Origin of the sequence: Hanstruepera flava, assembly GCF_023634025.1 — a bacterium.
In the GTDB taxonomy this organism is placed as follows: domain Bacteria; phylum Bacteroidota; class Bacteroidia; order Flavobacteriales; family Flavobacteriaceae; genus Hanstruepera; species Hanstruepera flava.
Genome location: NZ_JALJCW010000002.1, coordinates 331,165 through 351,195, shown reverse-complemented (window position 1 = coordinate 351,195; position 20,031 = coordinate 331,165). Strand labels below are relative to the sequence as shown.

22 protein-coding genes are annotated in these 20,031 nt (G+C 34.2%); 13 read left to right on the top strand and 9 right to left on the bottom strand.

The features are described 5' to 3' along the window. Positions 1-27: 27 nt before the first annotated feature. Both MTX13_RS09105 and MTX13_RS09100 read left to right on the top strand, forming a co-directional pair. Positions 28-585, top strand: a complete 558-nt coding sequence (locus tag MTX13_RS09105) for a hypothetical protein (protein WP_250434283.1) — start codon at positions 28-30, stop codon at positions 583-585. Positions 586-680: 95 nt separating this feature from the next. After that, complete coding sequence (locus tag MTX13_RS09100; RefSeq protein ID WP_250434282.1) at positions 681-1,418, top strand: acetolactate decarboxylase; 738 nt, start codon at positions 681-683, stop codon at positions 1,416-1,418. A gap of 154 nt (positions 1,419-1,572) precedes the next feature. Here MTX13_RS09100 and MTX13_RS09095 read toward each other — a convergent pair whose 3' ends face one another. Beyond that, positions 1,573-4,341: a M16 family metallopeptidase gene (locus MTX13_RS09095; RefSeq protein WP_250434281.1), complete on the bottom strand. Its 2,769-nt coding sequence runs from the start codon at positions 4,339-4,341 to the stop codon at positions 1,573-1,575. Between the two features lie 113 nt (positions 4,342-4,454). Here MTX13_RS09095 and MTX13_RS09090 point away from each other — a divergent pair, with 113 nt between their 5' ends. The 8 genes from MTX13_RS09090 to MTX13_RS09055 all read left to right on the top strand — a co-directional run bounded on the left by MTX13_RS09090 (position 4,455) and on the right by MTX13_RS09055 (position 11,142). Next, the gene (locus tag MTX13_RS09090; protein WP_250434280.1) at positions 4,455-5,336 is read left to right on the top strand and encodes an SDR family oxidoreductase; all 882 of its coding nucleotides are present in this window, start codon (positions 4,455-4,457) and stop codon (positions 5,334-5,336) included. Between the two features lie 114 nt (positions 5,337-5,450). Continuing rightward, positions 5,451-6,215, top strand: coding sequence for a ParA family protein (locus MTX13_RS09085; protein ID WP_223034052.1), 765 nt, complete (start codon positions 5,451-5,453; stop codon positions 6,213-6,215). A gap of 2 nt (positions 6,216-6,217) precedes the next feature. Further along, complete coding sequence (locus MTX13_RS09080) at positions 6,218-7,123, top strand: ParB/RepB/Spo0J family partition protein (protein WP_250434279.1); 906 nt, start codon at positions 6,218-6,220, stop codon at positions 7,121-7,123. Continuing rightward, entirely contained in the window at positions 7,113-7,703 is a 591-nt protein-coding gene (locus MTX13_RS09075) for a DUF5683 domain-containing protein (protein WP_250434278.1), read from the top strand. Before MTX13_RS09080 ends, MTX13_RS09075 begins: the two co-directional genes overlap by 11 nt. Before the next feature lie 3 nt (positions 7,704-7,706). Continuing rightward, positions 7,707-8,408 (top strand): 4-hydroxy-tetrahydrodipicolinate reductase, encoded by a 702-nt coding sequence (dapB, locus tag MTX13_RS09070; protein WP_250434277.1) that lies wholly within the window; start codon positions 7,707-7,709, stop codon positions 8,406-8,408. A gap of 66 nt (positions 8,409-8,474) precedes the next feature. Further along, the gene (gene lepB, locus MTX13_RS09065) at positions 8,475-10,205 is read left to right on the top strand and encodes a signal peptidase I (protein ID WP_250434276.1); all 1,731 of its coding nucleotides are present in this window, start codon (positions 8,475-8,477) and stop codon (positions 10,203-10,205) included. Positions 10,206-10,213: 8 nt separating this feature from the next. Further along, positions 10,214-10,837, top strand: a complete 624-nt coding sequence (locus tag MTX13_RS09060; RefSeq protein WP_250434275.1) for a WbqC family protein — start codon at positions 10,214-10,216, stop codon at positions 10,835-10,837. Next, positions 10,834-11,142, top strand: a complete 309-nt coding sequence (locus MTX13_RS09055; RefSeq protein WP_250434273.1) for a DUF6122 family protein — start codon at positions 10,834-10,836, stop codon at positions 11,140-11,142. Before MTX13_RS09060 ends, MTX13_RS09055 begins: the two co-directional genes overlap by 4 nt. On the opposite strand, the gene MTX13_RS09050 is transcribed toward MTX13_RS09055, so the two are convergent. From MTX13_RS09050 to MTX13_RS09020, 7 genes are all read right to left on the bottom strand, one after another. Then, positions 11,131-12,156, bottom strand: coding sequence for an endonuclease/exonuclease/phosphatase family protein (locus tag MTX13_RS09050; RefSeq protein ID WP_250434272.1), 1,026 nt, complete (start codon positions 12,154-12,156; stop codon positions 11,131-11,133). The genes MTX13_RS09055 and MTX13_RS09050 overlap by 12 nt on opposite strands. Positions 12,157-12,158: 2 nt before the next feature. Beyond that, positions 12,159-13,043, bottom strand: a complete 885-nt coding sequence (locus MTX13_RS09045; protein ID WP_250434270.1) for a rhomboid family protein — start codon at positions 13,041-13,043, stop codon at positions 12,159-12,161. A 1-nt stretch (position 13,044) separates the two neighbouring features. After that, a complete protein-coding gene (locus tag MTX13_RS09040) occupies positions 13,045-13,818 on the bottom strand; it encodes a rhomboid family intramembrane serine protease (RefSeq protein ID WP_250434552.1) in 774 nt (257 codons plus the stop codon). A gap of 11 nt (positions 13,819-13,829) precedes the next feature. After that, complete coding sequence (gene mutL / locus MTX13_RS09035) at positions 13,830-15,683, bottom strand: DNA mismatch repair endonuclease MutL (protein ID WP_250434268.1); 1,854 nt, start codon at positions 15,681-15,683, stop codon at positions 13,830-13,832. Beyond that, positions 15,683-15,967: a riboflavin synthase subunit beta gene (locus MTX13_RS09030; protein ID WP_250434266.1), complete on the bottom strand. Its 285-nt coding sequence runs from the start codon at positions 15,965-15,967 to the stop codon at positions 15,683-15,685. Before MTX13_RS09030 ends, mutL begins: the two co-directional genes overlap by 1 nt. A gap of 345 nt (positions 15,968-16,312) precedes the next feature. Continuing rightward, the gene (gene ribH, locus MTX13_RS09025; protein ID WP_250434263.1) at positions 16,313-16,798 is read right to left on the bottom strand and encodes a 6,7-dimethyl-8-ribityllumazine synthase; all 486 of its coding nucleotides are present in this window, start codon (positions 16,796-16,798) and stop codon (positions 16,313-16,315) included. Positions 16,799-16,822: 24 nt separating this feature from the next. Further along, on the bottom strand, positions 16,823-17,596 hold the full coding sequence (locus MTX13_RS09020) for a tetratricopeptide repeat protein (protein WP_250434262.1): 774 nt from the start codon (positions 17,594-17,596) through the stop codon (positions 16,823-16,825). 133 nt (positions 17,597-17,729) lie between these two features. On the opposite strand from MTX13_RS09020, the gene recF reads away from it, so the two are divergent. Genes recF through MTX13_RS09005 form a run of 3 tightly spaced genes read left to right on the top strand, consistent with a single transcriptional unit; the run spans position 17,730 to position 19,534 of the window. Then, on the top strand, positions 17,730-18,809 hold the full coding sequence (recF, locus tag MTX13_RS09015; protein ID WP_250434261.1) for a DNA replication/repair protein RecF: 1,080 nt from the start codon (positions 17,730-17,732) through the stop codon (positions 18,807-18,809). A gap of 46 nt (positions 18,810-18,855) precedes the next feature. After that, entirely contained in the window at positions 18,856-19,221 is a 366-nt protein-coding gene (locus MTX13_RS09010) for a hypothetical protein (RefSeq protein WP_250434260.1), read from the top strand. A 16-nt stretch (positions 19,222-19,237) separates the two neighbouring features. Then, a complete protein-coding gene (locus MTX13_RS09005; RefSeq protein ID WP_250434259.1) occupies positions 19,238-19,534 on the top strand; it encodes a DUF721 domain-containing protein in 297 nt (98 codons plus the stop codon). A 56-nt stretch (positions 19,535-19,590) separates the two neighbouring features. Here the strand turns inward: MTX13_RS09005 and MTX13_RS09000 are convergent, their stop codons facing one another. After that, positions 19,591-20,010, bottom strand: coding sequence for a nucleoside-diphosphate kinase (locus MTX13_RS09000; RefSeq protein WP_250434258.1), 420 nt, complete (start codon positions 20,008-20,010; stop codon positions 19,591-19,593). Positions 20,011-20,031 lie beyond the last annotated feature (21 nt).

Genomic DNA, 20,031 nt, shown 5'->3' with positions numbered 1-20,031 from the left:
ATCGTTGGTCATTAAACTAAATCATAAATGAAAAAACTTTTTAGATTAATAATACTATTTGGAGTTCTTTCGAATATGTCCTTTTCGCAGACTAACAAAAAATTCTATGTGGATAATAATGAAGATTATGTTTTTTTAGCAGACTCGGACTTAAAATACTCGAATCAGAATCAACCCAATTCTAAAATTGACGTATTTGTAAAAACATCTGAAAATGAATTTAAATACACACTATTGATATCCAAAATAACTGATCACGGATTTGAAAAGGGAAACCTTTTGGATGGAAAATATGAAACTTATTACCAAGAAACTTGTGGCTGCGAAGTAACAGAAATTGATTTAGTTTTTTATAACAATATAAAACCTTTAAGACATTTCATTTCTACAGCAAAAGGAGAAAACAAATTTAAAGGAATAAACTCAAGTTTTGTAAGTGGTAAGCATCTATATAATATTCTATTTCTAACTTTCGAAAAGGATTTTGAAAACCAAAAGATAAACTATGCAGATATCATGAATACTTTAGTTATAAACGGAAAAACAACTGTGGACAGTTATTCGGAATATCAAAAATCGGAATAAAAAACTACCTATAACAACCTTTGTAATTAATCTTGCGGATTCTTTGGCACTGTATTGAAACCTAAATTGTCAGCCACTATTTAACGATTAAAAAAATGATTTCAAATATAAAGCGAATAGTATTCGGGCTTCTAACAATTGGGCTGTTAAGCTGCAACTCGACACAAAAAGAAAACCCTACCAAAAACACAGAAACCTACTCAGATATTAAAATTGTAGGTGCTATGAAAAATGTAATGTGGAAGGGCGAATTAGGAGCCAGTATAAACCTAGATACAATTTCAAATAAAAATGGACTTTATGGGCTAGGGCCCGAAAGCTACCTTACTGGTGAGTTGTTAATTAACGAAGGGAAAAGTTATGTTTCAAAAGTAATTTCCGATTCTACAATGATCGTTAAAAAACAGTTTGATGTTACAGCACCATTCTTTGTTTATGGTAACGTAACCGATTGGAATGAAATTAACTTGCCTGCTTCGATTAAAACCATTCAAGATTTAGAAAACTTTATTGATACAAATACAGCTGATTTTAAAAGACCTTTTGTTTTTAAATTAGCAGGACAAGCTATTAGTGCTATTATACATATCCAAAACCTTCCAGAGGGAACAAAAGTATCTTCACCAGATGAAGCTCACCAAGGGCAAACCAATTATAAATTAAAAGATGAAACTGTAGAAATAGTCGGTTTTTTCTCAACCGAACACAAAGGTGTTTTCACACATCACGATTCATTTTTACATATGCATTTAATTACAGCCGACGAACGTAAAATGGGACATCTAGACGAACTAGAAATTGACAATATGAAATTATACTTACCTGAAAAATAAAAAATCTCACTAGAGCATATTTATTTTTTAGAGCTTTGATGATTTTATTTGCTAGCTATTTTAGCTAGAACTTAAAGCCAATAGATTACCATTTAGACATAAAAAAGCCAACGCGTTATTAACGTGTTGGCTTTTTAAAATTGTAAAAAGAACTTTAATCTACTTTCTTATCTTCTTTTTTAATTTCTAAACTTTCAAAGTCTCCAGCATTCACAACTGTCCACTCTTCATAATTTTTAAAGTACTTTTTAATAGCTGCATTTACATCATCTACAGTTAAGTTTTTTACTTGTTCTTCAATATTTTTTTGGAAGGTCATATCACGATCGTAATATAAATTACTACCTATTAAACCAGCAAGCTCATTGTCTTTAGCACGCGATACACTTTGTGCTTCTACCCAACCTTTAACTGTTGTTTCCAATTCTTCTTGTGTAATACCTTCTGCTATAAAGCGAGCAATTTCCTCTTTAAAACCTTGCTGCACTTTGGCTGCATTTTCAGGCGCATAAATAGCATACACAAACGCTGACGAGTTTTTCTCTTTACTATTGTTGTCTACATTTACAGCGCCTCCTGCTCCATAACTTACACCATCTTGTTGGCGTAATCTGTTGGCGATTCTAGACGATAAGAATCCGCCACCTAAAATTTCACCAGCAACCTGAAGTGCTGCATAATCTTTATCTTCTCTACTTACTTCCATAGCCAGCATACCAAACGAAATAGCATTCTTTTTATCTGGTGTTATTATACTTTCATTGGCTGCGGTATTCTTGGTATATACATCTAAAATAGGCTCATAATTATGGCTGTTTCTAAAGTCGCTAAAGTTTGTATTGAAATAAGTTTTCAGCTCTTGCTCATCAATATTACCAATTGATACTACCGAAGCATTATCTGAAATACCAAAATATTCTTTATGATACGCTTTTAAATCGTCTACAGTAACTGCTTTTATAGCTTCAATTTCTTCATCAATAGTCATGTTGTATAACGGATGACCTTTAGGGAAAGTCTGGTTTAACAATCCCATTTCACGAATCGCTAAAAATTGTGGATCTGTTTTGCTTTGCTCGATGTTCGCTAAATCTTGAGTTTTTAGTTTCTCTAATTCAGCTTCATCAAACACAGGGTTCTTTAGCATATCGGTCATAACATCTAAAGTTGCCATTAGGTTTTCCGCAGTTGAATTTACAGATGCACTTACACGTCCATTTCCACTACTTACAAAAGCAGACGATTTTAATTCGCTTAACTTATCTTCAATATCTTGTCGAGACATATTAGTTGTACCTTTATTGAGCATACGCCCAACATAACTCGCAATTTTTCCTTTGTTCATAAAGTCGTTTACATTACCATTTCTAATGGTAAAATTTAATGTAACCGTTTCGCCACGATTGTTCTTTTTAATAAAGCCATATTCAATTGGTAATTTTTCAAGAACTCCAGAGTCTAAACGATTTTGAATGTTTTCGTAAGACACATCAAAAGCTTCACCAGCATCTAAACCTTCTTTGCCTTTATAATTGGCAACTAACTCATCTAATCCTTCAGTATGCTCAATAGCTACACGAATAGGTTTTTTAGTAGGTTTGAATAGGCCTACCGTTCGGTTTGTATTAATTAAGTAACGTTGTACTGCTGCATTAACTTTATCTACAGTCATGTTCTCAATACGATCACGATGTATAAACATTAATCTCCAATCTCCAGCACCAATAAACTCACTTGTGTATGTTCCTAAATATGAAGAATTTCTTGAAATCTGATCGATTTGTTTTAACAAGTTGGCCTTCGCACGCTTAAGTTCATCTTCTGTTACAGGTTCTTTTGAAAAATTATCAAGAACACCTAATAATGTTTCTTCGGCAACTTGTAAGGACTTATCTGAAGGTACATTTACGTTAATATAAAGAAACGATGGTTCTTTAGTAAAGGGTGAGAAAGAGTATAATCCAGATGCCTTTTTCTCATCAACTAAAGCCTTGTACAAACGCCCTGAAGGGTTATCGGTCAATACTTCTTCTGCAATAGCCATAGCAGCGAAATCTTCATGAGATCCTGCTGGTATATGGTATAATGCCGAGGCAATTTGTAAATCTCCAACACGGCTTAACTCCACACGCCTTTCACCATCTTGTGGTGGTTCAATAGTTGGAATATCTCTTAATTCTACATCAGGGTTTTCTAACCCACTAAATTTTTCTTGAATTAAGGCTAAAGTCTTATCCTTGTCAAACTTACCCGTAACCATAAGAACGGCATTATCTGGGCGATAATATTTTTTGTAAAAAGCCTGTAAATTTTCTATTGGCACACGCTCGATATCTGAACGGTTTCCAATGGTAGATTGTCCGTAATTATGCCATAAATACGCCGAACTAATTACATTTTTCATTAAAACTCCAGATGGCGAGTTTTCTCCACTTTCAAACTCGTTTCGTACTACTGTAAATTCTGATTGCAAATCTTCATTGGCAATGTAAGAATTTAACATTCTATCTGCTTCCAAATCTAATGCCCACTCTAAATTTTCATCGGTGGCATTAAAAGTCTCATAATAATTGGTTCTGTCATACCAGGTGGTACCATTAGGCCTGGCTCCATGTGCGGTTAATTCTTCTGGGATGTTAGGATGGTTAGGCGTGCCTTTAAAAACCATGTGCTCCAACAAGTGAGCCATACCTTTTTCGCCATAACCTTCATGTCTTGACCCTACTTTGTAGGTAATGTTTACCGTAATTGTTTGTGCTGAATTATCAGGAAACAGTAAAACTTTTAAACCGTTATCCATCATATATTCAGTAATACCTTCTACACTCGCAGTTTGTTTAATTTGAGCATTTCCATCAACAGAAACACCAACCAACAACAGAACAATTAGTAAGCTTTTGAATAGATTGTTTAATTTTTTCATAATAGATTATTGATTAAGGCTATAAAGATAAAACATCTAGCTTTTATTTTTTTGAATTTTAAAAACAATCTTTTTTAGCCAATAAATATTACATTTACATAAATTGAAAACTTATGGATTACAAAGGAAAAATGCTACGTGATGATGCCTTAAAGGGAAAAGCCATTATTGTTACAGGTGGAGGTAGCGGATTGGGAAAAGCCATGACCAAATATTTTTTGGAGCTTGGTGCACAAGTTGCCATTACGAGCAGAAATCTGGAGAAACTTGAAAACACTGCTGCGGAATTAGAAAAAGAAACGGGTGGAGTTTGCCTACCGTTGCAATGTGATGTTAGACATTACAATGAAGTTGAAAGTATGCGAGATGCAGTTATCGCACAATTTGGAAAAATTGATGTGCTTTTAAATAATGCAGCCGGAAATTTTATATCGCCAACAGAACGCTTATCGGCCAATGCTTTTGATACTATTATAGACATAGTTTTAAAGGGTACAAAAAACTGCACGCTTGCTATTGGTAAGCATTGGATTGATAAAAAATATACAAACACAACTGTACTTAATATCGTTACTACATATTCTTGGACAGGTTCTGCTTACGTCGTGCCAAGTGCTGCAGCAAAAGCAGGTGTTTTAGCCATGACCAGAAGTTTAGCTGTTGAATGGGCAAAATACGGCATGCGCTTTAATGCTATTGCACCAGGGCCCTTTCCTACAAAAGGGGCATGGGATAGATTATTACCTGGTAATTTGAAAGATAAGTTTGATATGGCCAAAAAGGTACCCTTAAATCGTGTTGGTGACCATCAAGAATTGGCCAATTTGGCGGCCTATCTCGTTTCCGACTTTTCAAGCTACATCAATGGCGAGGTTATTACTATTGATGGCGGCGAATGGCTTAAAGGCGCTGGCGAGTTTAACTTGCTAGAAGACATACCACAAAACATGTGGGATGAGTTGGAACAAATGATACGCAGTAACAAGAAAAAATAGCAGTTTAAAACCAGCTAAATATTACGTTACAAATGTTTAACGTTTGTTAACAACTTACGTTTTCTAAACCCACAAATAATTGTATTTTTACGCGTATTTAAACCAAATCGATTAATGGGTAAAATTATAGCAATTGCTAATCAAAAAGGAGGTGTTGGAAAGACCACGACTTCTGTAAATTTAGCTGCTTCACTAGGTGTACTCGAACAAAAAGTATTACTAATAGATGCCGATCCTCAAGCCAATGCCACATCGGGTTTGGGCATAGATGTAGAAACCGTTGAAATTGGAACCTACCAGTTACTGGAACATACCAATAATGCCAAAGAAGCCATTGTACAAACCTCTACTCCAAATCTAGATATTATACCTGCTCATATAGATTTAGTAGCTATTGAAATTGAGCTTGTAGATAAAGACGAACGTGAGTATATGCTGAAAAAAGCATTGGAAGATATAAAAGAAGATTACGATTATGTATTAATTGATTGTGCTCCTTCTTTAGGTTTATTAACCTTAAATGCTTTGACAGCTTCTGATGCGGTAATTATACCCATTCAATGTGAGTATTTTGCTTTGGAAGGATTAGGTAAATTATTAAACACCATAAAAAGTGTACAAAAAGTCCATAATCCAAAGTTAGATATTGAAGGGCTTTTGTTAACCATGTACGATTCGCGATTACGCCTTTCTAATCAAGTTGTAGAAGAAGTACAAAAGCATTTTAACGATATGGTTTTTCAAACCATAATTCAGCGTAATGTGCGTTTAAGCGAAGCACCAAGTTATGGTGAAAACATTATTAATTACGATGCCAGTAGTAAAGGTGCCAGTAATTATTTAAGTTTGGCTAAAGAAATTATTAATAAAAACTCCTAATTATGGCGAAGGCAACGAAGAAACAAGCATTAGGACGTGGACTTTCAGCGTTATTAAAAGACCCATCTAACGATATAAATTCTGCCCAAGACAAAAATGCCGACAAGGTTGTTGGCAATATTGTTGAGTTAGACATTGATAGTATTGAGATAAATCCGTTTCAACCACGAACAAATTTTAATGAAGAAACCTTAAGGGAATTAGCGTCTTCAATTAAAGAATTGGGAGTCATTCAACCTATAACGGTAAGAAAACTAGAGTTCAATAAATTTCAATTGGTATCTGGAGAGCGTCGTTTTAGGGCTTCAAAATTAATAGGGCTTGAAACTATTCCTGCTTATATAAGAATTGCCAACGATCAGGAATCGTTAGAAATGGCTCTTGTTGAAAATATTCAACGCCAGGATTTAGACCCTATTGAAATTGCTTTATCCTATCAGCGTTTAATAGACGAAATTAACCTTACTCAAGAACAAATGAGTGAGCGTGTTGGGAAAAAGCGCTCAACCATAGCTAATTATTTACGTTTATTAAAACTGGATCCCATTATTCAAACTGGTATGCGCGATGGTTTTATTTCAATGGGTCATGGTCGTGCCATTATAAATATTGAAGACCAAAGCACACAATTAGACATCTACGAACAAATTATTACAAATAAATTATCTGTTCGAGATACAGAGGCATTAGTGCGAGCGCTTCAGAATGATGAAAACCCTAAAAAACCTGAAAAGAGTACTGTTGAGACTCCTAAATTTGTAAAAAAAGGCATCAAGGAGTTTTCAGATTTTTTTGGTCATAAAATTAGTATTAAAGCATCTGCCAATGGAAAAGGTAACATAAGCATTCCTTTTCATTCAGAAGAAGATTTCAATCGTATAATAAAACTTATAAAGCGTGCTAAATAGATTTGCAATAGCAATTGTTTTCATGTTATTTTGTTCGCTTCCCTCTTTTGCTCAAGATGGTAAAGAGAATAAGAAACAAAAAGAATCCAATGAAGAGCTCGTTGTAGAATCTGGAACAGTTGTTACTGACCCTATAGATCCTTTAGCACCTTCTCGAGCAGCTTTTTATTCGGCTGTAATTCCTGGTTTAGGGCAAGCCTATAATAAAAAGTATTGGAAAATCCCTATTGTTTATGCGGCTCTTGGAGCTGGATTGTATTTTTACTTTGATAATGGTAATGAGTACGACCGTTATCGCGATGCCTATAAACGACGTTTAGCTGGTTTTACTGATGATGAATTTTTTGGCACTATTACAGACTCTGGCTTAATAGAAGCACAAAAAACCTTACAGCGAAACCAAGAAATTTCACTACTGGTAACCATAGGTATTTATGTATTAAATATTATTGATGCTAACGTTGATGCCCATTTATTGCAGTTTAACGTTGACGATAACTTATCATTCAAGCCACATTATAAAATCAATGACTTTGATAAGAGTGGTGATTTAGGATTAACCTTTAATTTTAAATTTTAAACAATGAAAATTGCATTGCTTGGCTATGGCAAAATGGGGAAAACCATCGAGAAAGTTGCAATAAGTCGCGGACACGATATTGTAATTAAAACCTCTGAAGAAGATGGATACGATATTACTCAAGCCGATATTGCCATTGACTTTAGTGTGCCTGATGCAGCCTTTTATAACATAATAAATTGTTTTAAGCATAATGTTCCTATTGTTTCAGGAACAACCGGTTGGCTACATAATTATGAAGATGCCCTTCGTTTTTGTAGAGAACATGATGGTGCTTTTATCTACGCCTCTAATTTTAGTTTAGGTGTTAATATTTTTTTCGAGCTCAATAAACAATTGGCAAAAATGATGAACGGATTGTCTGATTATAAAATTTCTATGGAAGAAATCCATCATATACAAAAGTTAGACGCGCCAAGCGGTACAGCCATTACTTTGGCTGAAAGTATAATTAATGAACATGAGGATTATTCTAAATGGAGTTTGGAATCGTCTGAAGAAAAAGCCATACCTATCCATGCAAAACGTATTCCTGATGTACCTGGTACACACAGCATAAATTATAGTAGTAAAACCGATAGTATAAAAATAGAACACGTGGCCCATAGTAGAGAAGGTTTTGCTTTAGGTGCTGTTATAGCTGCTGAATGGTTATTGGGAAAAACGGGTGTGTTTAGCATGAAAGATGTGTTAAACATTGGTTAATTAAACATAAACTTGTAACAATTAGTAGCTTAAGCAAACTAATTAAAACAATAAAAATAAACGAACATGACATTTACTGAATTGTTAATCGTATTTATAGTTATTCAAATTATACATGGTTTAGGAACTTGGAAACTATACCAAAAGGCTGGTCGTCAAGGTTGGGAGGCATTTGTTCCTGTTTACAATGCTGTAGTTTTAATGAAGATTATTAATCGCCCTTGGTATTGGACTATTCTATTATTCCTTCCTATTGTAAACCTTATTATGTTTCCCGTAATATGGGTTGAAACCGCTAGAAGTTTTGGTAAAAATTCTACTACTGACACTATTCTCGCTATTATAACATTAGGTTTTTATAACTACTATATTAATTACGCACTAGATGTTGAACACGTAAAAGATAGAAGTTTACATCCTAAATCTGCAGCTGGAGATTGGATAAGTTCTATTCTGTTTGCTATTGTAGCAGCCACAATTGTACACACCTATTTTATTCAACCCTACACCATACCAACATCGTCTCTTGAAAAGTCATTATTGGTTGGTGATTTCTTGTTTGTAAGTAAGTTTCATTATGGTGCTCGTGTGCCCATGACGGCAGTTTCGGCACCTATGGTACATGATACGATCCCTATTTTAAATAAAAAATCGTATTTGTATGATGATGATGTGAGTAAAAAGAGCACCTCGTTTATCAATAAATTCTCATTACCCTACATGCGTATTCCTGGATTTCAGGAAATCGAGCATAACGATATTGTAGTGTTTAACTGGCCTGTAGATACCTTATACAACATGTACAAACAAGCCGACAGAAATTATTACAAGCCTATAGATAAAAAAACCAATTATGTTAAGCGCTGCGTAGGACTACCTGGAGATTCGCTTGAGGTTCGTGATGGTTATGTTTATATTAATGGTAAGCAAAATGTACTACCAGATCGTGCAAAACTTCAGTTTTTTCACACTATTGAAACTAAATCTGAAATCAACCAATTTTTCTTAGACAAATATGGTATTACCGAGTATGGACGAGTTTATTTGTTGCCAACCAATGTTTGGGAAGATACTAGAATTCAGGATTATTTAAATAAAAACCATGCGCATTTAGATGTCGTTTATAAAGACAGTAGTGAAGTTCATTTTATTGGGCAAATAAGCCAGAATGCATTCAACCAGCTTAAGGTTAATTTTGTGAGCAATAAGATTAGTGCCAACACTACATTGGAACTTGCTGAAAAAATTAAAAATGATTCGCAGGTGAAATCTGTTATCAAAAATAATTCCAAAACCAGAGATGAAGGTGTATTTCCACATGACCCAAATTACGATTGGAATAATGATAATTTTGGTCCGCTTTACATACCAAAAGCTGGAGTTACCGTTGAGCTTAATTTAGACGTACTTCCAGTCTATAAACGCATCATTACCGAATACGAAAACAACACCTTACAAGTTAAAGGCAATCAAATATTTGTAAATGGTGAATTGGCCGATTCTTACACGTTTGAAAAAGATTATTATTGGTTAATGGGTGATAACCGCCACAACTCGTTAGATGCAAGGTCTTGGGGATTTGTTCCATTTGACCATGTTGTAGGTAAGCCTGTGTTTATTTGGATGAGTTGGAACACAAATGGCAAAGGCATTAAAGAAAAAATTCGTTGGGAACGATTATTTACTACAGTAAATGGTAGTGGGAAACCAACATCATACTTTATTCCGTTTTTAATATTGCTAGCCGGTTGGTTTGGTTTCAACAAATGGCGTAAACATAAAAAAGCAAATAGTTAATTTGTTTTATGGATATTCTCATCCATCCGACCTATTTACCAAATATAGCGCACTTTGCTGCTATTATACAAGCTGACAATGTTTGGTTTGAAATGGATGACAACTTTCAAAAACAAACCTATAGAAACCGAGCATATATTTATGGTGCCAATGGCAAATTATCGCTCAATATTCCTGTAATACATACACAAAAGGAACGCCAGAAATATCGCGATGTTAGGATTTATAATGCTGAAAAGTGGCAATTAAACCATTGGAAATCGTTAGAGTCTGCATATCGTACCTCTCCCTTTTTTGAATTTTATGAAGATGAAATTGCTCCGCTTTATCAAACCCAAGTTGAGTTTCTTTTAGATTTTAACATGACGTGTTTTGAAACCATTTGCGACTGCCTTCAGCTTGAATTGCCTATTTTGAAAACTGATGTGTATGAAAAAACAGTGACTAACAAGTTAGATTGGCGACATCTGGTAAATGCGAAACAAGAAAAGCCGAAACAGTTTGAGCCTTACACCCAAGTTTTTAATGACAAACACGGCTTCATCAGCAATTTAAGTATTCTTGATTTATTGTTTAGCGAAGGTCCAAATACAATAAACTATTTACAAAATCAGTCTCTTTTAGAACTATGACACAGGGTTTGGTCCATTATGGGTTACATGTTTTATTACCGCTATTTATAGCTTTAAAATTTTACCCTAAGCGCGTCATTATTGCTTATGCCATTATGATGGCTGGAATGCTCATTGATTTGGATCACCTTTTAGCCACCCCAATATTTGACTCGAACAGATGCAGTATTAATTTTCATCCACTGCATACCTATTGGGCAATGGCTATATACATTGTACTATTATTTCCAAAACAAACCCGATTAATTGCACTGGGTTTAATTTGCCATATTATTGCCGATATAGCCGATTGTTTATTGATGTAATTGTAAGGTTGTTGAAATAGGATAATGATCGGAATAGTGTTCATCAAATGTTTTAAAATCCTTTACCTCAAACGACGGATCACTTAAAATGAAATCAATTCGAATTGGAAAGAATTTAAAGTCGTAAGTTCTACCAAATCCATTGCCAGATGCCTTAAACGTATCAACCAAATCACCTCGAATGGCATTGTATACATACGAAAACGACGTGTTATTGAAATCGCCACAAATTACCATCTTATAAGGACAATTTGCCTTGTGATCCAAAAACAGTTCGGCTTGAGACTGTTGCATTTCAAACGTCCGTTCAACACGCTTAAATAAACGTTCAGAATCTTCTTGTTTTAACTTGTCAACATTAGCATCAATACGCATAGACTGCAAATGAATATTATACACGCGCAACGTATCTTCTTGTTTTACAATGTCAATAAATATGGCATTGTTTGATGTATTTGGAAATTCTATAGATCCTGAATTAATTATAGGATATTGCGAAAAAATAGCCTGACCGTATTTTACCTTTTTACCAGAAAGCTTTTCAAATTTATACTTGAAAAACGATAAATCTAAATCACTATGTGGATGAAACTCCTGAATGCTTAATATATCAGGATTTTGTTTTTTAATAAGGTTGGTCATTTCTCCTACCATATCTTTTTCTGGAATCCAATCGTATAAATTGAAAAGTCGTACGTTGTAGTTCATCACTTCTAAATCGTTACTACTTTTTACATACTCTGAAGATGAAAACTTATAAAGCGACCCAAAAGCGAAATAACCTATTAGTAGCACCACTAAAGATATAGAAAGTTGTTTTTTAAGTTTCACCAACCAATACAAGAAAAAAATAACATTTATAATAATAAGAAATGGCACACCTAAACTCAATACAGATAGTATGGGAAATGTTTTTGGGGGCACTAGTGGCAGACAATAGGATAGCAATAACATAAATGCCAACAGACCATTAATAAGGTAAATAATTTTGTCTATTAGCTTTAAGTTCTTCATGCTTACTTACCCGCTTTAAATAAGAATTCCTTTTCTTCAGCAGTTAAACTATCGTAACCACTTTTACTTATCTTATCTAAAATTAAATCAATTTTCTTTTGCTTATTAAACTCGTTAAACTCGGCTTTAGTATAACCCGCAACCTTTCCAGACTTTTTACGGTGGACTGTTCGTAAATTCGACTTTTCTCGTTTCTTGAAAAGGCTAGACAGACTGTCCATCATTTTTTCAAATCCCTTACCAATATCTTGGCCTTTCAATAATTGCTTGGCATAAAAATACCCCAACAACGCACCTCCAAGGTGAGCTAAATTACCTCCTGCATTACCTAATATTGGGTCTTTTATTCCGGCAAACACTCCCAAAACATCAAAAACAACAATAGCTGCGCCAATATACCATAGCTTTATGTTGAATGTAAAAAACCGAACTTCCATTTTAGGCATATAGGCACAAAGGAATATTAATAATGCTCTTACAGCAGCCGAAGCACCAACCAATCGGGATTTGTTAGGAAATAAATCTGGAAACACATTATACCCTAAAAGAAAAATAAAGCCTCCAAAAATAGCACCTAGGAAATAAACATTTAAGCCCATTTTGGCATTAAACAAATTGGAAAACATATTCCCTATAAAATACAGCCACAACATATTGAAAGCAAAGTGCCAAAAATCGTAATGTACAAAAGCGTATGTAACAACGGTCCAAGGTTGTGTAATAAAGTCATTAAACGCGCTAGGCAGTTCAAAGCAATTAAGACTTAAAGTGAAAACATTTCTTAATAGCAAAGCTATAATAAACACAACCAGGTTGGCTACAATAAGCTTTTCAAAAACATTAAGGCGTTTTAATTTGTCTTGTATATCGTGATTAAGCGATGTCATTTTAATTCCATCTATTTTTATTAAACTGTGTTTTTTTCCAATACCACATAATTAAAAATCCGGTTAAGGCTCCACCAATATGTGCCATATACGCAGTGTTACTTGGGCTAAAAAATGATTGCCCTGTAATTGCAGAAATTAAATCTAACCCAATGATGCCAGGAATAAAATATTTGGCCTTTATAGGAATTGGTAAAAATATGAGCATTAGTTTAGATTCTGGATAAAGCATTCCAAAAGCTACTAAAACACCCATTATAGCTCCAGATGCTCCTACCATAGTACTATTAAAAACACCAACAAAGTTCTGTAACTGCTCCTGATTTAAATGCTGTGACCAACGTGTATCATACATATTATAACCCGACTTTAATGTGTTTATAGTTTGGGCTTGGTCAAATCCAGCATCATTTAAAACACTTATCCCTGAATAAAACTGAAAATAGTAATATCCTATCATCAACAAAGCAGCCCCTAATCCAGATGACATGTAAAAGAACAAAAACTTTTTACTTCCAAATCGCTGTTCTACAGCTGTACCAAACATCCATAGCGCAAACATATTAAAGAAAATATGCATAAACCCACCATGCATAAACATATGTGTTATAATTTGCCATGGTTTAAACATTTCGTTTTGGGGAAAATGTAAGGCAAACCATTCGTAAAACAACTCGTTATTGCCAATTGACGCACCTCCAACAGTTAGTGTACCAATAAACATAACAACATTTATTATAAGTAAATGCTTTACGGTATCTGTCATTGAATTCATCATATGCTTTACTAAATAAATTTATTTTCTAATTCATTCATATCCATCGTTATAAACGTAGGTTTGTTGGTAGGAGACATATTGGGTTCCTTACATCCAAACAAACTATTAACCAAATGCTCCTGCTCTGTTCCCGTTAGCTGTTGACCTGCCTTTATAGCCAAACTTTTAGACATAGATTTGGCCAACAAATCTGTAGCACTAAAATTCGTGTCAGGGACTTCATTCTGAATATCGCTTATTAAACGTTCCAATATTATTGAAACCTCTTGCGCTGGGACATTAACAGGTATACCCGAAATTTCAATATGATCATCCTTAAAATGTGTAAACACAAAACCTGTATGTTCCAAATCTTGTTTTACCTGTTCAATACAAGCAATTTCTTCTGGCGAAAAGAAAACCTGAACAGGAAATAACAACTGCTGGCTTACACTTTCTTTTATGGTTATGTGTTTTAAAAATTCTTCATACAGAACCCGTTGGTGTGCTCTATTTTGGTCTATTATTAGCATACCCGATTTTATAGGACTAATTATATACTTTTTATGAAGTTGGTATGTGGTATGATTAGATTCCAATTTAGAACTGTCAGTAAATATACTGGGTGTTTGTTCCTCACTCTCCAGTTGAATTTCACTAAAATCTTTCGACGATTTTGTGCTTTTTGACTCTAAATCCACATATAAACTCTCCCAACTAGCTGCAGGTTGTTTAGTATAGCTCGATCTTGAAGAGGCTTTTGAAACAGTTTCCTCCTGAAACGGGTTAAACGATCTATCGACTTCTATACTTGGTGTCTGTACCGATTTATTTTTATACGAATACGGTGTATCTAAATTTGCATCACGATCAAAATCTAATACAGGAGCAATACTAAATTGACCCAAACTGTGTTTTACAGCTGAACGTAACAACGCGTATAACGTATGCTCGTCATCAAATTTAATTTCTGTTTTTGTAGGATGGATATTGATATCAATAGACTTTGGGTCAACCTCTAAATTCAAAAAATAACTGGCATGGGTTCCTTCACGTAATAAACCATCGAATGCTGAATTTATAGCGTGATTTAAGTACGCACTTTTAATAAAGCGGTTGTTAACAAAGAAAAACTGTTCGCCACGTGTTTTTTTGGCATATTCAGGTTTTCCAACAAAACCTGATATCTTTAGTACTTCGGTATCTTCTTTTACGGGTACTAATTTTTCATTAGTCTTATTCCCAAATATATTTACAATACGTTGTCTATAATTACTTTCAGGCAGGTTAAATACCTCGTTGCCATTATGATACATTGCGAACCCAATATTAGGGTGTGCCAACGCAACGCGATGGAATTCATCGATCACATGGCGCAATTCTACAGGATTTGATTTTAAAAAATTACGCCTGGCTGGAATATTATAAAACAGATTCTTTACAGCAATAGAAGTTCCTATTGGCGTCACTACAACATCCTGTGACTTCACCTCACTACCCTCAATTTCTATTTGTGTACCAACCTCATCATTTTCCTGTCGCGATTTAAGCTCCACATGCGCAATAGCCGCAATACTTGCCAAAGCCTCTCCACGAAATCCCTTGGTATGCAGTTGAAATAAATCTTCAGCAGAACGGATTTTTGATGTGGCATGACGTTCAAAACTCAACCGCGCATCGGTAATACTCATTCCGCAACCATTATCAATAACTTGCACGAGTGTTTTTCCAGCATCTTTAATTAACAATTTAATCTGTGTCGCCTGAGCATCAATAGCATTTTCAAGTAGTTCCTTTACTACAGAAGCTGGACGTTGAACCACTTCTCCTGCAGCAATTTGGTTAGCAACATGATCGGGTAATAATTGAATGATATCTGCCATTAGTTATTTGAAAAGAAAATTGACAAATCGAATCCAATAAATACAAAAAAGAGAAAAACAAGAACCGCTATAATTATTAAAACACGTTTGTTTGCTGTTTTATCTGAATTATGGCGATAATCGTTTAAAGCATTGTTTAATTTTGCCTTCAGCCCTTTATTGCTGCCTACAGTAGTTCTATAATCGTCAAACTTGTGTTTTATTTCATAAGGATTTCCTTCACCTTGGTAGTGTCTTGGTGTATAGCTAAACTTTTTATTCTGTCGTGTTTTAAAAATCCCCATGATATTAGTTTTATTCGTATTGACTCAAAATGTAAATTAACACTAACATAGCAATCAAAAACAAGACCAAAAACAATGGCGATGTCAAGAAACTATTTTTACGCTTACGCGTTTGTTTTAAATCTTGCCATTTTGTCTGCAAATCGGCTTGATCGACATTATGATTTTTATCCTGAAATCTAGGTTTATAATTAAAACTTCGTTTTTGTTTTGCCAATGGTAACTATTTAAGCAGATACCTTTCAAAAATACTGAAATTACAAGCAAACATAAAGTTCAAACTGCCAAAAATTGTTAACAACAGTAAGAATTACTTAAAGGAGTAATCTAAATTTGGAATAGCGTTTAGTTATTTCGATTCAAATGGGCCATTTTAATGGCGGCAATAGCTGCTTCTGTTCCTTTGTTTCCGTGTTTACCACCAGAACGGTCTATGGCTTGCTGCATGGTATTGTCTGTCAACACGCAGAAAATAACTGGAATGTCGTGAAGTACATTTAAATCTTTTATGCCTTGTGAGACGGCATCGCAAACAAAATCGAAGTGTTTTGTTTCACCTTGAATAACGCTACCAATAGCAATAACAGCATCTACATAATGCTGCTGCATTTTCTTGCAACCAAAAATAAGCTCATAACTTCCTGGCACATTAGCACGTGTAATATGCTCTGGTAAAACACCATGTTCAATTAAAGTATTGTAGGCTCCTTCATAAAGGCCTTCGGTTATAGTATCGTTCCATTCAGAAACAACAATCCCAAACCGAAAATCTTTCGCGTTTGGGATTGTTGTCTTATCGTAATCTGATAAATTTTTATTTGCAGTTGCCATAATGCTTGCCGAGTACTCGGTAAATTATTTGCTGGCCAACGCTTTAGCTTTTCCTATAAATACATCAATATTTGCAGCTTCGGTTGACTCTGGGTAATTTTCCTTAATATTTTCAAAGTGCTTAAGGGCAACATCTGTTTTACCTAACTCCATAGCCACGATTCCAGCTTTATATAAATACATGGGTGTCGTAAAATCGTTAGAACGCATAGATGCAGCTTGCTCATAATAACCTAAAGCATCTTCTTGTTGATTTAATTGTACAAAGGCATCACCTATTCCACCTTTGGCCATTGGTGCCAAAACCTCATCATCGCTAGAAAAATCGCCTAAATATGAAACTGCATTTTTGTAATCTTTCATATTTAAGTAAGCCATTCCTGCATAATAATTAGCAATATTAGCGGCTTGTGTTCCATTGTATTCAGAAATAATATCTAACATTCCAAACTTACCTTCTCCACCATTTAGAGCTAGATTGAATAGTGAATCTTTAGCTGTTGGATTTGTGATAGCTTGATCATAGAATTTTTGAGCTTGGAACATATCGTTCATAGCTTCATTTTGCTTTGGCTTTGCTATAAATTCGTTATAACCTAAATAACCCAATACCACTGCAGCTACCACACCAATAATTACAAAAATGTACTTTTGGTTTTTAATAACCCAATCTTCAGTTTTTGAAGCTGTTTCATCTAGTGTATTAAATACTTCAGCCGTTGTTGAGTGGTCTTCAATCTCGTGCTCTTTCTCAACTTTGGTTTTAGGTTTGTATCCTCTCTTCTTGTACGTTGCCATTTATTTAAAATTTATGCGCCGCAAAAATATAATTTTTCTTTAGATTTAAAAGGGTATTTATTTGTTATTTTTCAATAATTTGCACAACTGTTTACCTAATATTCTAAAAATTGCTTCAATTAGTTCTAGATTCATGATTTTAAAATCGTTATCACTTCTTAACTATAAAAACTTCGACAGTGTTTCATTTTCTTTTAATGATAAAATAAACTGTTTTGTTGGAAATAATGGTGTGGGAAAGACTAATGTTTTAGATGCCATTTTCCACTTATCCTTTGGTAAAAGTTATTTTAACCCGGTGTCTTCCCAAAACATTAAACACGACGAATCCTTTTTTGTAATTAATGGTGAATACGAAAAAAACAAGAATACCGAAAAAATTGTTGTCAGTTTAAAACGTGGACAAAAAAAGGTTATTAAGCGCAACAATAAAGCTTACGATAAGTTTAGTGACCATATTGGCTTTTTACCTTTGGTAATTATTTCTCCTGCCGATCGCGATTTAATTATTGAGGGTAGCTCTACACGACGAAAATTTATAGACAGTGTTATTTCACAAAGTGACAAAGTGTATTTAGAACAATTAATTAAATACAACAAAACTGTTTCGCAACGCAATGCCCTATTAAAGTATTTTGCTGCCAATCAAACTTTCAATGCAGATACTTTATTGGTTTACAACGAACAACTAAACACTTTTGGACAATACATTTTTGAAAAAAGAAAACAGTTTTTAGAAACCTTCATCCCTATTTTCAAGTCGCGTTACGAAGCTATTAGTGGCGGAAAAGAAGCTGTTAATTTGGTTTACGAAAGCGATTTAGAACACCATACACTTGACAATTTATTAAAAGAGCACCTTGCTAAAGATCGTGCTTTGCAATACACTTCTGTAGGCATCCATAAAGACGATTTAAATTTTCAAATAGCCGAACATTCCATTAAAAAATTTGGAAGCCAAGGCCAACAAAAATCATATTTAATAGCTTTAAAACTGGCACAATTTGATTTTATTAAAGCACAAAAAGGCACAAACCCAATTTTGCTATTAGATGATATTTTTGATAAATTAGATGAAAATCGCGTTGCGCAGATTTTAAAATTAGTTGACGATGAAAATTTCGGTCAGCTTTTTATAAGTGACACCCATGCCGACCGTACTGAAGAAGCCGTAAAACATGTTCATCAATCTTATGAAATATTTAAATTATAAATTTATATTATCATTTTTAATCATTTGTTTTTTAATAAGTTGTTCATTGAAAAGCAATGTTGACTTATCACATTTAGATGGCTATTGGGAAATTAAGTCGGTTACTTTTAAGGATGGTACTAAAAAGGAATATACGTTTAGCGACACCATAGATTTTTTGTCATTAACTGATAGCTTATTTGGCATTAGAAAAAAAATGAAACCTAATTTTAGCGGCTATTTTGAAACCTCAAAAGATTCGGAACGTTTTGAAATTAAACTAGAAAACGATAGCGTAAACGTATATTACCAAACTCCTTATGATTCGTGGAAAGAAACTATTTTGGAATTATCTGAAAGTGAATTAGTAGTCAGTAACAAAAGAGGAGCTATTTATTCTTACATACGTTATCAACCTATAAACATCGAGTAAAAACACATCACAAAAAATGGCAAAACGCAACAATGAAAATTTAAATATGGCCGAGGCTCTTAAAGAGTTTGTTGAAACCAATAGACTGGAAAAAGGTTTAGATGCCGTAAATGTTCAAGATGCCTGGAAAAATATGATGGGAAATGGCGTAAATAATTATACTACAGCTATTCAGCTTAAAGGGGATATCCTTTATGTTCAGTTAAGCTCCAGTGTTTTGCGTGAGGAATTAAGTTATGGTAAACAGAAAATAATTAATATGCTAAATGAAAGTTTAGGCAAAGAGCTCATTAAAAAACTGGTACTGCGTTAAATTAAAAAAGCCTGAATGTATTCAGGCTTTTTTCTTGTATTCAATATTTATAAGTCTTAAAACATCTCGCGACCTGCAAAATGAAATGCACCTTCAATAGCTGCATTTTCATCACTATCACTACCATGTACAGCATTTTCTCCAATAGAGGCTGCGTATAATTTTCTGATAGTTCCTTCAGCGGCATCAGCAGGATTAGTAGCTCCAATTAATGTTCTAAAGTCTTCAACAGCATTGTCTTTTTCTAAAATAGCTGCTACAATAGGACCACGAGTCATATATTCTACTAATTCGCCAAAAAACGGACGCTCTTTGTGAATTGCATAAAACGCCTGCGCATCTGCAGTTGTCATTTGTGTTAATTTCATAGCTACGATTCTGAAACCTGAAGCTGTAATTTTTTCTAATATTGCACCAATGTGTCCTTTCTCAACAGCATCTGGCTTAAGCATTGTAAATGTTCTATTTGTTGCCATTTGTTTTTTTAATTTGAGTGC